At 60.9% G+C, this 14,977-nt stretch carries 12 protein-coding genes and 3 tRNA genes; 10 read left to right on the top strand and 5 right to left on the bottom strand.

The window, feature by feature from the left end; all coding sequences use genetic code 11:
- Nucleotides 1-85 precede the first annotated feature (85 nt).
- The gene (locus ACTQWD_RS06060; protein WP_154518293.1) at nt 86-517 is read right to left on the bottom strand and encodes an RrF2 family transcriptional regulator; all 432 of its coding nucleotides are present in this window, start codon (nt 515-517) and stop codon (nt 86-88) included.
- A 223-nt stretch (nt 518-740) separates the two neighbouring features.
- On the opposite strand from ACTQWD_RS06060, the gene sufC reads away from it, so the two are divergent.
- The 5 genes from sufC to sufU are packed head-to-tail and all read left to right on the top strand — an operon-like array spanning nt 741 to nt 6,094.
- A complete protein-coding gene (gene sufC / locus ACTQWD_RS06055) occupies nt 741-1,541 on the top strand; it encodes a Fe-S cluster assembly ATPase SufC (protein ID WP_441559520.1) in 801 nt (266 codons plus the stop codon).
- Between the two features lie 12 nt (nt 1,542-1,553).
- Nucleotides 1,554-2,966 (top strand): Fe-S cluster assembly protein SufB, encoded by a 1,413-nt coding sequence (sufB, locus tag ACTQWD_RS06050; protein ID WP_427794570.1) that lies wholly within the window; start codon nt 1,554-1,556, stop codon nt 2,964-2,966.
- Nucleotides 2,966-4,345: a SufB/SufD family protein gene (locus ACTQWD_RS06045; RefSeq protein ID WP_441559519.1), complete on the top strand. Its 1,380-nt coding sequence runs from the start codon at nt 2,966-2,968 to the stop codon at nt 4,343-4,345. The genes sufB and ACTQWD_RS06045 overlap by 1 nt, the downstream gene beginning before the upstream one ends.
- Nucleotides 4,342-5,667: an aminotransferase class V-fold PLP-dependent enzyme gene (locus tag ACTQWD_RS06040; RefSeq protein WP_441559518.1), complete on the top strand. Its 1,326-nt coding sequence runs from the start codon at nt 4,342-4,344 to the stop codon at nt 5,665-5,667. Before ACTQWD_RS06045 ends, ACTQWD_RS06040 begins: the two co-directional genes overlap by 4 nt.
- The gene (sufU, locus tag ACTQWD_RS06035) at nt 5,660-6,094 is read left to right on the top strand and encodes a Fe-S cluster assembly sulfur transfer protein SufU (protein WP_427718807.1); all 435 of its coding nucleotides are present in this window, start codon (nt 5,660-5,662) and stop codon (nt 6,092-6,094) included. Before ACTQWD_RS06040 ends, sufU begins: the two co-directional genes overlap by 8 nt.
- 633 nt (nt 6,095-6,727) lie before the next feature.
- Here sufU and ACTQWD_RS06030 read toward each other — a convergent pair.
- Nucleotides 6,728-7,540, bottom strand: coding sequence for a transposase (locus ACTQWD_RS06030; RefSeq protein ID WP_441559517.1), 813 nt, complete (start codon nt 7,538-7,540; stop codon nt 6,728-6,730).
- A 403-nt stretch (nt 7,541-7,943) separates the two neighbouring features.
- Here ACTQWD_RS06030 and ACTQWD_RS06025 point away from each other — a divergent pair, with 403 nt between their 5' ends.
- The 3 genes from ACTQWD_RS06025 to ACTQWD_RS06015 all read left to right on the top strand — a co-directional run bounded on the left by ACTQWD_RS06025 (nt 7,944) and on the right by ACTQWD_RS06015 (nt 11,719).
- Nucleotides 7,944-8,678, top strand: coding sequence for an iron-sulfur cluster assembly scaffold protein (locus ACTQWD_RS06025; protein ID WP_006235554.1), 735 nt, complete (start codon nt 7,944-7,946; stop codon nt 8,676-8,678).
- A gap of 18 nt (nt 8,679-8,696) precedes the next feature.
- Nucleotides 8,697-9,701, top strand: a complete 1,005-nt coding sequence (locus ACTQWD_RS06020; RefSeq protein WP_154518278.1) for a GGGtGRT protein — start codon at nt 8,697-8,699, stop codon at nt 9,699-9,701.
- Between the two features lie 491 nt (nt 9,702-10,192).
- Nucleotides 10,193-11,719, top strand: a complete 1,527-nt coding sequence (locus ACTQWD_RS06015; protein WP_441559516.1) for an FAD-dependent oxidoreductase — start codon at nt 10,193-10,195, stop codon at nt 11,717-11,719.
- 391 nt (nt 11,720-12,110) lie between these two features.
- Here the strand turns inward: ACTQWD_RS06015 and ACTQWD_RS06010 are convergent.
- The 3 genes from ACTQWD_RS06010 to ACTQWD_RS06000 form a co-directional block, all read right to left on the bottom strand.
- Nucleotides 12,111-12,186, bottom strand: a tRNA-Lys gene (locus tag ACTQWD_RS06010).
- Between the two features lie 43 nt (nt 12,187-12,229).
- Nucleotides 12,230-12,305 (bottom strand) — tRNA-Lys (locus tag ACTQWD_RS06005).
- A 22-nt stretch (nt 12,306-12,327) separates the two neighbouring features.
- Nucleotides 12,328-12,404: transfer RNA gene (locus ACTQWD_RS06000), tRNA-His, on the bottom strand.
- 165 nt (nt 12,405-12,569) lie between these two features.
- On the opposite strand from ACTQWD_RS06000, the gene ACTQWD_RS05995 reads away from it, so the two are divergent.
- On the top strand, nt 12,570-13,751 hold the full coding sequence (locus ACTQWD_RS05995; protein WP_441559515.1) for a pyridoxal phosphate-dependent aminotransferase: 1,182 nt from the start codon (nt 12,570-12,572) through the stop codon (nt 13,749-13,751).
- A gap of 140 nt (nt 13,752-13,891) precedes the next feature.
- On the top strand, nt 13,892-14,782 hold the full coding sequence (locus ACTQWD_RS05990) for an ROK family protein (RefSeq protein WP_441559514.1): 891 nt from the start codon (nt 13,892-13,894) through the stop codon (nt 14,780-14,782).
- The last annotated feature ends 195 nt before the right edge of the window (nt 14,783-14,977 follow it).

Genomic DNA, 14,977 nt, shown 5'->3' with positions numbered 1-14,977 from the left:
AGTATCGCAGCAAGACCGATCTCGTACAACAACAACTCGACAAACGGTAACACCCTCCGCGAAATCTTGAGGAATTGCGCTCGAGTTACAGCTTGATATCGAAGTTAATCTCGGGCACGGCCGCCAAGTCGGCCAATGTCACGCCGTCGACGTACTTTTCAATCACGTCGTCCAGACCGCGCCAGAACTTCACAGTAGAGCACAGATCGCTGCGAGTGCAGTTGTTATCGATGCCATCGCATGCGACGGGCGCCGTGCTGCCCTCGACAGCACGCAATATATCGCCGGCTCGCACCTCGGCCGGGTCCACGGCCATCATGTAGCCGCCGCCCTTGCCGCGCACACTCTTGAGCAGGCCCGCCTTCATAAGCGGACGGACCAGCTGCTCCAAATACTTTTGCGAAATATGCTCACGGTCGGCAATCTCGCGCAGGGCGATTTTGCCCTCGGCGTCACCGAGCGCCGCGATATAAATCATCAAACGGAGGGCATAGCGGCCCTTAGAAGAAATGAGCATACCTACCCTCCCGGTGCGCTTGAGACAAAATCATCAGCAGAGTTTGCCCCAGATGCCAAGCGTATGGGACAGACGATCCCGACTATTATGTCCCACATCTGAAAAGTCGAGTGGATTAGTCGGGTTTTCCCTTGACTAACGCCGAACCCATAGTAACTTTATTCCGAGAAGATTCCTAGGGTTTAGTACACCTATGAGTACACCATAAACAGAGAGGGACAGCATGAGCGCAAATCCGCTGCTTTCCATCGAAGGTCTGACCGCCTCCGTGGACGAGAAGACCATCCTCCACAACGTCAACCTCAACGTCGCCGCCGGCGAGACCCATGTGCTGATGGGGCCCAACGGCGCCGGCAAGTCCACCCTCGGCCACCTGGTCATGGGCGATCCCGTCTACACCGTGCAGAACGGCCGCATCGTCTTTGACGGCCAGGACATCACCGAGCTCACCGCTGACAAGCGTTCGCGCGCCGGCCTGTTCCTGAGCTTCCAGGCTCCGGTCGAGATCCCGGGCGTGCCGCTGTCGAGCTTTTTGCGCGCCAGCATCGCCGGCCGCCCCGGCCTGGAGATGAAGGGCAAGGAATTCCGCCGTCGCGTCAAGGAACTCGCGGCCGAGCTCAACATGGATACCGCTTACCTCAACCGCGAGCTGGGCGTAGGCTTCTCGGGCGGCGAGAAAAAGAAGGTCGAGATGCTCCAGCTTCTGCTGCTGCAGCCCAAACTCGCCATCCTGGACGAGACCGACTCCGGCCTGGACGTCGACGCCCTGTCCACCGTCAGCCACGGCATGGACGCCTACCGCAAGAGCTGCAACGGTTCCATGCTCATCATCACGCACAACACGCGCATCCTGGAGCACCTGGATGTCGACCGCGTCCACGTTATGGTCAAGGGCCACATCGTGCGCGAGGACGACGCCTCGCTGATCCCCTGGATCGACAAGAACGGCTTTGAGGCCTTCGAGCGCGAGGCCGCCGAGCAGCGCGCCCAGGCCGAGGCCGTCGCTGCCGAGCAGCAGGCGTAAAGGGGCGACGCAATGACCAAGAACCGCACCGAGGTCGCGGACATCGACCGCAGCCTCTACGACTTCACCTATGGCGAGGAGGGATTCGAGCGCCTCGATGCCGGCATCACGCCCGACATCGTGCGCGAGATCAGCGCCAAAAAGGACGAGCCGCAGTGGATGCTCGACCTGCGCCTCAAGTCCCTCGAGATCTTCAACCGTTTTCCCGACCCGACGTGGGGCCCCTCCATCGAGGGCCTGGACATGGACAACATCGTCACCTACGTCAAGCCCAACACCGACCAAAAGCACGACTGGGAGTCGGTGCCCGACGACATCAAGAACACCTTTGAGCGCCTGGGCATCCCCGAGGCCGAGCGCAGCTACCTGGCGGGCGTCGGCGCGCAGTACGACTCCGAGCTCGTCTACCACAACATGCAGGACACGGCGTCCAAAATGGGCATCGTCTACTCCGGCATCGAGGAGGCCCTGCACGACCCGCGGTGGGAGCCGCTCATCCACGAGAAGTTTATGACGCTCATCCCGCCCACCGACCACAAGTTTGCGGCCCTGCATGGCGCCGTATGGTCGGGCGGCTCGTTTGTCTACGTGCCCAAGGGCACCAAGCTCGATTTTCCGCTGCAGAGCTACTTCCGCCTCAACGCCAAGGGCGCCGGCCAGTTTGAGCACACGCTCATCATCGTCGAGGACGACGCCGACCTGCACTTTATCGAGGGTTGCTCCGCGCCCAAGTACAACGTGGCAAACCTCCACGCCGGCGCTGTGGAGCTCTTTGTGGGCAAGCGCGCGCACCTGCGCTATTCGACCATCGAGAACTGGTCCAAGAACATGTACAACCTCAACACCAAGCGTGCGCGCGTGGACGAGGACGGCGACATCGAGTGGATCAGCGGCTCCTTCGGCAGCCATGTGGGCTACCTCTACCCCATGAGCGTGCTCAACGGCCGCCGCGCCCGCTCGAGCTTTACCGGCATCACCTTTGCCGGCGCCGGCCAGAACCTCGATACCGGCTGCAAAGTCGTACTCAACGCGCCCGAGACCTCGGCGACCGTCGAGACCAAGGGCATCTCCAAGAGCGGTGGCATCCAGACCTTCCGCAGCTCCATCGTGGCCACGCCTAAGGCCGAGGGCTCCAAGGCAACCGTGAGCTGCCAGTCGCTGATGCTCGACGACCAAAGCCGCTCCGATACCATCCCCGCCATGGACATCCGCGCCAAGAACGTCGACATCGGCCACGAGGCCACCATCGGCCGCATCGGCGACGACAAGGTGTTCTACCTGATGAGCCGCGGCATCTCGGAGGAAGAGGCCCGCACCATGATCGTCAACGGCTTTGCCAACCCGGTCTCCAAGGAGCTGCCGCTTGAGTACGCCGTCGAGATGAACAACCTGATCAAGCTCGAGATGGAAGGAGCGATCGGATAATGAAACAGACCACCAACACGCCGAACGCATTTACGTCATCCGAGCTTCTGCAGTGCGACGTATCGGGAGCGACGAGCCCGACGACGCGTACTAAAGGTACGCGAGGAGGGTCGGAGCCCCGAGACGGCGTGCTGCAGGAGATCGGGGGCGTCAACGCGATGCCGGCTGCCACATGGGGTTGGCTCAAGATGAACCAAACCAAGCTCGAGCTTTCGGACGAACTTGCCGCCGCTCCCGCCGAGGCCGTTGAGGTCGAGGGCCTGGACGAGCAGATCCATGGTGCGGCCGACGCCTTCGACGCCGCCATGGACGCCATGGCCGAGCGCTTCCCCGAGCGCCGCGCCTCAGCCCCCGGCGACGCCGCCGACCGCGCCCGCATCACACCCGAGACCGAGCTCGACGTGCCCGCCACTTCCGTCTGCCAGGCCGGTGCCATCAAGCTCGAGGAGGAGCTCTCCCCCGCCGAGGCCTTCGAGACCGGCATGGGCGAGGCCGCCTACACCTATCTGGCCGACCACGCCACCAAGCGCATCGTCATCGACGTGCCCGCATACGGCCGTGCCACGGTCACCGTGCGCGTGAGCGGCGTCGATGCCGCCGCTGCCATCGCCGCCATCGATGTCGTCGCCCGTCCGCAAGCAACGCTCGACCTGCAGATCGCCCTGGACTCCCCCGTTACCGGCGAGGGCGTCGTGGGCTCCGTGCTGCGCGTGTGTGCTCACGAGTACGCCACCGTAAACGTGACCTGCACGCAGACGCTCGACGACAGCTGGATCGCGCTCGACGACACCGGCCTGTTCCTGGACGAGGGCGCGCGCGTCAACGTGCAGCACACCGTACTGGGTGCCGGCGCCAGCGCCACCGGCCTTGCCGGCGACCTGCTGGGCGATACCGCCAAGGTGACCATCGATACCGATTACCTGGGTGCCCGCCAGCAGGTGCGCGACTTTAACTACGAGCTGCGCCACCGCGGTCGCAAGACCGAGTGCGAGATCGACACCAACGGCGTGCTGACCGGCACGTCCAAGAAGGTCTACCGCGGCACCATCGACCTCGTGCACGGCTGCAAGGGTGCCGTCGGCACCGAGCGCGAGACGGTGCTCTTGGCCAACAAGGGCGTCGACAACAAGACCGTTCCCGTCATCCTCTGCGACGAGGACGACGTCGCCGGCAACCATGGCGCCACCATCGGCCACGTCCGCGACGAGCAGCTGTTCTACCTCGCCTGCCGCGGCCTTGACCAAAATGCAGCCGAGGACCTGTTCATCCGCGCCAAGCTGGAGGACGCCGCACTTTCCGCCGCCGACGAGCGCATCCGCGCCGCCGTCGTCCGCTTGGGCAACAACCTGATCGATAACTTTGAGGAGGAGCTCGCATGATCGACACCGAGCACGTTAAATGCGATACCTGTACTGCCCCCGAGCCCATGGAATTCGACGCCAGCGACGAGGCCTCGCGCGGCTGGCCTACCGTCGACATCGAGACCAACCCCTACAAGGCGCAGTTCCCGCTGTTCCAGCAGCACCCCGAGATCGCCTTCCTCGATAGCGCCGCCACCGCGCAGCGCCCCGCCTGCGTGCTCGACGCCGAGCGTGACTTCTACCAGCGTATGAACGCCAACCCCCTGCGCGGCCTGTACTCGCTGTCCGTCGAGGCCACCGAGGCCATCGCGAAGGTGCGCCAGCAGATCGCCGACCTCATCGGCGCCTCCCAGGCTAATGAGATCGTCTTCACCCGCAACACGAGCGAGTCGCTCAACCTGGTCGCCAAGAGCTTTGCGCCCACGGTGCTGGAGCCCGGCGACGAGGTCGTCATCACCATCATGGAGCACCACTCCAACCTGATCCCGTGGCAGCAGGTCTGCCGCGAGACCGGCGCCAAGCTCGTCTACCTCTACCCCACCAAGACCGGTCAGCTCACGACCGAGGAAGTGCTTGCCAAGGTTGGCCCCAAGACCAAGATCTTGGCCGTGGGTCAGATCTCTAACGTGCTGGGCGTCGAGAACCCGGTCAAGAATCTCGGCAAGCTCGTGCACAAGTACGGCGGCTATCTGGTCGTCGACGGCGCGCAGTCGCTGCCGCACATGCCGGTCGATGTGGCCGATCTGGGAGCCGACTTCTTTGCCTTTAGCGCGCACAAGGCCATGGGCCCCATGGGCATCGGCGTGCTGTGGGGCAAGATGGATCTGCTCAACGCCATGCCGCCCATGCTTACCGGTGGCGAGATGATCGATTCGGTCACCGAGCAGGACGCCGTCTGGGCGCCCGTCCCCGAGAAGTTCGAGGCCGGCACGCAGGACGCCGCCGGCGTCTTCGCCACGGGCGCGGCGCTTGATTACCTGGTCAATACGGTGGGCTACGAAAACATCCAGGCACGAGAGCAGGCACTCGTCCACTACCTGATGGGCGAGCTCATGCAGCTCGACTTTGTCCAGATCATCGGCTCCATCTATTGGGACAACCACCACGGGGTCGTCAGCTTTAACGTCAAGGGCATCCACCCTCACGACGTCGCGAGCATCATGGACATGGACGGCGTCTGCATCCGTGCCGGTCACCACTGCGCGCAGCCGCTGCTCACCTGGCTGGGCGTCGAGAACCTTGCCTGCTGCCGCGTCAGCGTGGCCTTCTACAACGACAAGGCCGATATCGATAAGTTCATCGCCGGCCTGTATCACGTTTGGAGCACGTTCAATGGGTAATCTGTACACCTCCACCACGTTTATGGAGCACAACTCCCACCCCGACTACAAGTACGAGATGGATGCCCCCACGCACGAGCACGACGGCATCAACCCCAGCTGCGGCGATGAGCTCACCCTGCAACTGCGTGTCGAGAACGATGTAATCGAGGAGGCTTCCTTTACCGGGCACGGCTGCGCCATCAGCCAGGCCAGCGCCGACATCATGGCCGACCTCATCACGGGCGAAACGGTCGAGGAGGCTCGTCGTCTGGCAGGGCTTTTCCTCGCCATGATCCGTGGCGAGGAGCTCTCCGAGGAAGACTTGGAAGACCTAGACGAGGCCGCTCAGCTCCAGGACATCTCACACATGCCCGCCCGCGTCAAATGCGCCGAGCTCGCCTGGCGCACCCTCGACGGCATGCTCGAGGGTCAGGCTAACCAGTAACGGATGCCCCGAATCCAAGGTTTTTGATTGCCGAGCCGCCCGATACGGGCGGCTCGGCTTTTTCATAACGAGCGCACGCGCAGCCACGCTTCCGGCGCCCAATCTGTCATTTATCGCACGGCCAACCGCAAGCACAAGCGTTTTTCACAGTACCAAGGGCTTGCCACAGGGCCACGGGGCACGCCGGGCAAAGCGCCAGGCACCGTCCTACTAGGCTCCGGCTCGCCTCCTGCCTGCCGCAGACAGGTCCCATAGGGTGCGGCGTGCATTTTTGCGAGTATTCAGCACGCCAAGCTATGTGCATACAAATCACGAGCATAAATTAGCGCCTTCGGGCGCGTATATATTGCGTTTTAGAACAGGCATTACGGTCTACGGGGACGCAAACGCGTGCTTCGGGGCGTATTGGCAGACAAATAATTGTCTCGGGGCCCGCAAGTTGCAAGGTTATAGCAGTTCCGACAGCACTACGATGCTGAAAACTCCGCTTTTTGCACGGCGTGGACGGGGGTAGGCACGGGCAAAACCGGACTGAGCTATTGTTTTATGCAATACGGCAATCATTCTATGCATATTTAGAAGTGTAGCTAACGTCCAAGCATTTAGAATGATGGTCCCAGTGGGCAGACAGCCCTATCCCAGGCTGTCATCAGTCCGCACCGCCGTTCGAGCACGGGCGCGCACAATACGAGAAACGGTACTTTTGCTTATCCCCGTATACCGCTCAATCTGGCGCACCGTAAAACCAGCATCGTGCAAGCCAAGAATAACGATACTGCGCTGCGCCGGCGGCGCCGCTTTAACCCCCTGGAGCGCAACCCCGCATCCCTTCGCCAACTCGTCGGCAAAGACGCGCCGCTCCAACTCCATCTCTACTAAATCGCGCATCGCCGAATCGCCGCCGTCGGGCGTCGAAAGGGAATAGGCAATAAAGGCTTTGGCAGAACCAAAAAGCTCAAGCACGCAAGAAGGATCGGAAAATACCCTCGTAGCATCTGCCTCGTCACCGTCGTAAACGCGCAGATGCTCCGCAAAGCTGCTCCAGGGATAATGCTCAATTAGGTTGATGCCCGCATCCTGCGGATCGGCGTGAACGGAGCGAACAGCCTCCATCACCTGTCGGTCGGTATCGAGCGAGCGGCGCTCAAAACGTTCCCGGAACAGGCAGCCCGATCGCCCGGTACGCTTATTGAACCGACGAGCATACGTCAACAGCAGGCGTTGCATGGCTGCACTCATGTTGTCCTCATAATCCAAAAGTACCAGATCCACGTGGTCGCCCATGAGGCACCACGCCACAATCGTTACCTGGGCATCGCGGCAGCAGTCGCGCATCAGCTCCAAAAACTCCCACCGGTCCTCGTCGCTCTCAAAGATCAGCTGACTGCCCATACCGCGGGCACAGACATGGTAAAAACCGGTGATCGTTTTCCAAACACGCTGCATGACGCTCCCTTCGCCGGGACCTGCTTACCATCCAATACATCACGATTGAAACGTGCCATCAAAACATTCACGCAAAATGGCACCCGTCGACGGTAAAAGGCGGCAAACCGACGGCGAATGGCATCATAACCACAGGCTAGACACCGCAACAGGGGCAAGAACTAACCAATAACTTGACCAGAACTGACCCCCTAAAACGTATCGCATAACCGCAACCAAGCTTGTTAAATCGTTTCAATTGAAAGTTCCGCGCTTCTCGTTACGAAAACTGCGCCGTTCGCCGAATATTCCGTGCATTTCGCGGTATTATAGGGGCTGCATGTCATGTCCCTTTCGAAGGGTCGCCCGGCAATCACCAGCCACGACCTCCAGACGGGACGCCAACACGATAGAGAGGAGAGGCATGCAGTACTCACAGGAAGTGGAGAACATGTGCCCCGTTGCCAAGGGTGCATACCACGGCCCCGCACCCATCCCCGAGGAGGGCAAGTGGGTCCAGGCTAAGGAGATTTCCGACATCTCCGGTCTTACGCACGGTGTGGGTTGGTGCGCACCTCAGCAGGGCGCCTGCAAGCTCACGCTGAACGTCAAGGACGGCATCATCGAGGAGGCCCTCGTTGAGACCATCGGCTGCTCGGGCATGACCCACTCTGCTGCCATGGCTTCCGAGATCCTTCCCGGCAAGACCATCCTCGAGGCCCTCAACACCGACCTCGTCTGCGACGCCATCAACGTTGCTATGCGCGAGATCTTCCTGCAGATCGTTTACGGCCGCAGCCAGACCGCGTTCTCCGAGGGCGGCCTGCCCGTGGGCGCCTCCCTCGACGACCTCGGCAAGGGCCTTCGCTCTCAGGTCGGCACCATGTTCGGCACCAAGGCCAAGGGCGCTCGTTACCTCGAGCTCGCTCAGGGCTACGTCACCCGCATGGCTCTCAACGACAAGAACGAGATCATCGCGTTCGAGTTCCTGAACCTCGGCAAGTTCACCGACGCCGTCAAGGCCGGCAAGACCCCCGAGGAGGCCATCGCTGGCGCCATGGGCCACTATGGTCAGTGGGAGAACGCTGCCAAGTACATCGACCCGCGCACCGACGAGGAGACTCACTCCGTCGCCAGCGTGTTCCCGGTTCACGAGTAGAAAGGGAGGGAAATAACTATGACTGTTACGTTCGAAGGTTACGAGCGCCGCGCTGACAAGATCAACAAGTGCCTCGCCGACAACGGCATCGCCTCCCTCGAGGAAGCTCTGCAGATCTGCACCGACAAGGGCTTCAACCCGCGTGAGATCGTCAACAACACCCAGTCCATCGCCTTCCAGAACGCCGAGTGGGCCTACACCCTCGGCTGCGCTCTCGCTGTCAAGCGTGGCGCCAAGAACGCTTCTGAGGCTGCCGCCATCATCGGCGAGGGCATCCAGGCCTTCACCGTTCCCGGCTCCGTCGCCGAGGACCGCAAGGTCGGTCTGGGCCACGGCAACCTGGGCGCTATGCTGCTCTCCGACGACACTGAGTGCTTCGCCTTCCTGGCCGGCCACGAGTCCTTCGCTGCCGCTGAGGGCGCTATCGGCCTGGCTCTGAACGCCAACAAGGCTCGCAAGAAGCCGCTGCGCGTTATCCTCAACGGTCTGGGCAAGGACGCCGCCCAGATCATCGCCCGCATCAACGGCTTCACCTACGTGAAGACCCAGTTCGACTACTACACGGGCGAGCTCAAGGTCGTCGAGACCATCCCCTACTCCGATGGTCCCCGTGCTGCCGTTAACTGCTACGGCTCCGACGACGTCCGTGAAGGCGTTGCCATCATGTGGCACGAGAACGTCGACATCTCGATCACCGGTAACTCCACCAACCCCACGCGCTTCCAGCACCCCGTCGCTGGCACCTACAAGAAGGAGCGCATCGAGGCTGGCAAGAAGTACTTCTCCGTCGCCTCTGGTGGCGGCACTGGCCGTACCCTGCACCCGGACAACATGGGCGCCGGCCCTGCCTCCTACGGCATGACCGACACCATGGGCCGTATGCACTCCGACGCCCAGTTCGCCGGTTCTTCCTCCGTGCCTGCGCACGTCGACATGATGGGTCTCATCGGCATGGGCAACAACCCCATGGTCGGTGCCACCGTCGCCTGCGCTGTCGCCGTCGAGGAGGCCCTCAAGGCCTAATCGCGCCCGCGCGATGCTCATATAGTTGAGCTTCGGAGCCGCTATCCACCCGGGTAGCGGCTCTTTTTTATTCCAAAACAGCCAATCGCTTTGGATTGCTCCACGAAAACGGCCCATCTACTACGTTTAACCCGCGCAGCTCGACCATAGCCGGGTTTTTTGAAAATCAATAAGCCGTCTACCTGCGGTTTTAATTTTGTAATTCTCGGTATGGTTGGGGGTGACCGCTCAAACGTAGTAGATAGGCCCATTTCGTGGCGAGCGGATCGACCCGAGGCGCAGGACAGCTCGTAAAGCCCCGTCTCAAATTGACTACTCCAAAATAGATGTCCGATATATCAGTTGAAGCGAAATACGAGATGCCCGGAGACGAAGCCAGCGAATGCGTATGACGTCCACCTGCCATATTCGCCCTTTACCGAATAGCGCGGCCTTTGCATCGCATTAGTCGATCACCCGTGCGACAATGCGCCGGACGAGAAAGGAATCCGATGGAATCGACTGATGTACTGGTAATAGGATCTGGTATTGCGGGCCTTTGTGCCGCCATAGAAGCGGCACGCGCGGGCGCGACCGTTGCCGTCGCAAGCGCCGGCAAAACCATGAGCGGATCGAGCTTCTTCCCGGGCACCTGGGGCCTTGGCCTTATTGGCCCCATCGACGAAGACGACGAACAGGACCTCATCGACACCGTCCAGACCGTAGGCGGCGGCGTCGCCGACCCTACGCTCGTCCAGACGTTCGTCCACGGCATTCCCCAGGCCATCCAATGGCTCGAGCAGGATCTAGGTGTTGAGCTCCAGCGTCCGCAAAGCGCCGAGAGCGCCCAGCAAAAGCAATTTATCCCCTGCTTTGACCATAAGACACGCAATTGGCGCGGCCTCACCCGCAAGCCCCTTGAGGACGCGTGTACGGCCCAGATCAAGTCTCTCGGCATTCGCCTACTCCCCCGCCACGAGCTAATCGACCTTGTTGAGGACACGACCGGAAAGATTATCGGCACCGTACTCTACGACCGCACAAACAAGCATCTCGTACCTATGGCAGCCAAGGCCACCATCATCGCTGCGGGCGGCACGGGTGGCCTGTTCGAGCGAAGCCTCACTTCCGCTGACGTGCTCAGCTCCTCGCAGGCCATCGCGCTGGCACACGGCGCAACGCTCACTAATATAGAGTTCATGCAGATGATGCCGGGCTTCATCGAGCCCAAGCGCAACCTTGTCTTTAACGAGAAGACCTGGCGCTACGTACATGTAGACCAGCCGGTCGATATTGCCGACGAAAAGCTAGACGATCTACTTGAGCAACGCTCCGGATATGGTCCTTTCACCTCGCGCTTGGCCTCCCGCGCCATCGATCTTGCCATCGATCAAGCGGATACCGAAGGTCTGGCGCTCCACTACGACTTCCCCCGCGAGGACGTCCCCGAGTTTGTGCAGACCTTTGCCACCTGGCTACAAGACGAGCACGGCATCGCGCCGACCGACGAGATGCGTGTGGCGATGTATGCCCACGCCGCCAATGGCGGCATCAAAATCGACAAGACCGCGTACACGGGCGTTGAGGGCCTCTATGCCTGCGGCGAGGCGACAGGCGGCATGCACGGGGCCGATCGCATTGGTGGCCTGTCAAGCGCCAACGGCATCGTGTTTGGGCGCATCGCGGGCGCCTCGGCAGCCCAAGCAGCACAGAATGCACCTGAGGTGGCCCCAAAGGCGGATGTCGCCCTCCCCCAGCATGGCATTGCCACAACAGACGCCGAGCGCCTGACCCGCGGCCTTAAGCACACGATGAGTACCTATTGCATGATCAACCGCACCGAAGGGGGCTTATCCAAGGCACTACACGAGCTTGAGGGCTTGAAGACGGAGGCAACGACCTTGAGCACACAGAAAGCTCAGGACAGCGAAATCGCAGCCCTCGCCCGCCTGCAATCGCAGATTCAACTAGCACAGGAAATGGTCAAAGCCATGCGCAAACGGGCCGAAAGCCTCGGATCGCACTATCGAGCGGACTAATTCGATTCCCACCTTGAGCTTGATCACAATTACTCAACATGTATCGAGCCCCGTAAGCATGATTCCCCTAAGGAGAACACGCTTACGGGGCTTTAGCCGTGTTTTCCCTAAGGGAATCACAATGGAGATTTCTCAGCTCCGCGCCCTTTCGGGTTCGACCCCATGCGAGGTCAACAAAAAAGACGGCCAACTTTCGCTGACCGTCTTAACATGCTTTGGTGGGCCGTCAGGGGGTCAGCCTGCTGCGCAGGCGGCCGCTGCGGCGCTTCGCGCCTTGCGCGCTGCGCTGGTAAATGCTCACGCATTTCCTCAGCTCCGCGCCCTTTCGGGTTCGACCCATGTATGGTTAACAAAAAAGCGACCAGCCTAAGCCAGTCGCTTTAACATGCTTTGGTGGGCCGTCAGGGGGTCGAACCCTGGACCTTGGGATTAAGAGTCCCCTGCTCTACCAACTGAGCTAACGACCCAAAGCTAAAGTCCGTAGTAGCGGACTTTAGTGGAGATATCGTGTGGTGGGCCGTCAGGGGGTCGAACCCTGGACCTTGGGATTAAGAGTCCCCTGCTCTACCAACTGAGCTAACGACCCGATATCAACACGAAGCAAGAACTGGGGTGGGTAAAGGGACTCGAACCCTCGACCTACGGGACCACAACCCGTCGCTCTAGCCAACTGAGCTACACCCACCGTGTCCTGTGCGCTTCGCGCTCGACTATTATTGCAAGGAACGCCACGCGACGCAAGCCCCAATTTTCAAGAATTTTGAAAAGAGTTTTTCGGATCCATTTCGAGCAAATCCCACCGGTTCCATAGGAGTAAACTTGCCCCACCCCGATGTTCGAAAGGACAAGCATGAAAGAACTCTCCAATCGCACGGCAACGTTTACCGATTCGGTCATCCGCCGCATGACGCGCATCTCCGATATGTACGGCGCCGTCAACCTCTCGCAGGGCTTCCCCGACTTTGATCCCCCAGCGCAGCTGCTCAAGAGCCTGAACACCATCGCCACCGATCCCAAACCGCTCTACCACCAGTACTCCATCACCTGGGGCTCCCAGGCCATGCGCGAGGCGCTTGCCGCCAAACAGGAGCACTTTATGGGCATACCGATCGACCCCAACCAGAACATCGTGGTCACTTGCGGCTCCACCGAGGCCATGATGGCTGCCATGATGACGGCCACCAACCCCGGCGACAAGGTCGTCATCTTCTCGCCGTTCTACGAGAACTACGGCGCCGACACAATCCTTTCGGGTGCCGAGCCCATCTACGTGCCGCTCAACCCGCCCACATTCGACTTTGACCGCGAGACACTCGAGGCGGCCTTCCGCGACAACGACCCCAAGGCCATCGTCCTGTGCAACCCTTCCAATCCCTGCGGCAAGGTCTTTACGCGCGATGAGCTCACCTTTATCGCCGATCTCTGCAAAAAGTACGACGCCTACTGCATCACCGACGAGGTGTACGAGCACATCGTCTACGCGCCCCACGAGCACGTCTATATGGCCACGCTGCCCGGCATGTTCGACCGCACCATCAGCTGCAGTTCGCTATCCAAGACGTACTCCATCACCGGCTGGCGTCTGGGTTACACCATCGCCCCGGCCCAGATTAGCGAGCGCATCAAGAAGGTCCACGACTTCCTCACCGTGGGTGCCGCCGCTCCCCTGCAGGAAGCCGTCGTCACCGCCCTCAACTTCGACGACAGCTATTACCAGGAGGTCCTCGATCTCTACACAGCCAAGCGCGATCTTTTCTGTCAGGGGCTCGATAGCATCGGTCTTGAGCATAACGTGCCGCAGGGCGCCTACTACGTCATGATGGACATCTCTGAGTTTGGCTATGACAGCGACCTCGACTTCTGCGAGGACCTCGCGTCTAAGGTGGGCGTGGGCGCCGTGCCCGGATCGAGCTTCTTCCGGGAGCCCGTCAACCATCTGATTCGCCTCCACTTTGCCAAGCGAGACGAGACGCTTAACGCGGCACTGGAGAACCTCAAGTCGCTACGCGATAAAATCAAGCCGCGCGGGTAAGGACGGCCCGGCAACTAAAGCACCCAAAGAAGCCCCGCACCGCACGCGCGTTGCGGGGCTTCTTTTTATAGCGCTTTCTTAATTTGTTTAAAGCGCTATACTTTAGTCACGGAGCAACTCGTCCCAGGGGGAGGAATACTATGGCAGAGCAGCAGCTTATCGGAGCGCTCGAGGCCGGCGGCACCAAGATGGTCTGTGCCACGGGCTATGCAGACGGTACGGTTCTGGAGCGTGAGCAGATCGCAACCACGACCCCGCAGGAGACCGTTGAGGCCGTCAACGCATGGTTTGCAAACAAGGGCATCGCCGCGCTGGGCATCGGCGCCTTTGGCCCCACCGCAGTCAACCCTGCCTCGCCCCAATACGGCAAGATCTTGGAGACGCCCAAGACGGCATGGCGCTACTTTGACCTGCTGGGCACCATCCAAAACGAGCTCAATATTCCCTGTGGCTACGACACCGACGTCAACGTCGCCTGCCTGGGCGAGGTCACCTTTGGTTGCGCCCAGGGCCTCACCGACGTGATGTATCTGACCATCGGCACCGGTGTGGGCGCCGGCGTGCTCTCGGGCGACCAGCTCGTTCATGGCATGATGCATCCCGAGGCAGGGCACATCCTGGTCACACGCGATCCGCGCGACACCATCGGCGAGCACAGCGGCTGTCCTTTCCACGACAACTGCCTCGAGGGCCTCATCGCAGGCCCCGGCATTAAAAAGCGCTGGGATGGCAAAAGCGCCGGAGACATGGCCGATGACCCGGAGGCCATGGACCTGCTCGCAGGCTACCTGGCACAGGCGCTCATGACCTACACGCTGTGCTATGCGCCGCAAAAGATCATCATCAGCGGCGGCGTGGCCGACCACACCCCCATCGTGCCGCTCGCCCGCAAAAAGTGCGCCGAGATGCTCAACGGCTATATCGTCACGCCCGAGGTCAACGACATCGATACCTACATTGTCAACAACAGCCTCGAGGGTAAGCAGGGCATCATGGGCTGTCTGGCCCTTGGCGCACAGGCGCTCCAGTAAAGGGTGCACCAACGACACACGGTATTGCCGGGCTCGTATAACGCGCAGACAACGCTATCGCGCCCTGCAGGGCCCCCAAACGCACGGCCTATAGGACAAAATGTGTGTCCCGATAGAACATCCGTTTCCATCCATTAATCCAGCCAGAACGGGTACGGGTCCCTGTGGTGGAGGTCCTCCCACACGGCCCTGTCG

This window comes from Collinsella sp. LCP19S3_B6, from assembly GCF_052121815.1.
Classification (GTDB): Bacteria; Actinomycetota; Coriobacteriia; order Coriobacteriales; family Coriobacteriaceae; genus Collinsella.
Note: the sequence above shows the minus strand (reverse complement) of the source record. Positions and strands in the feature narration are given on the sequence as shown.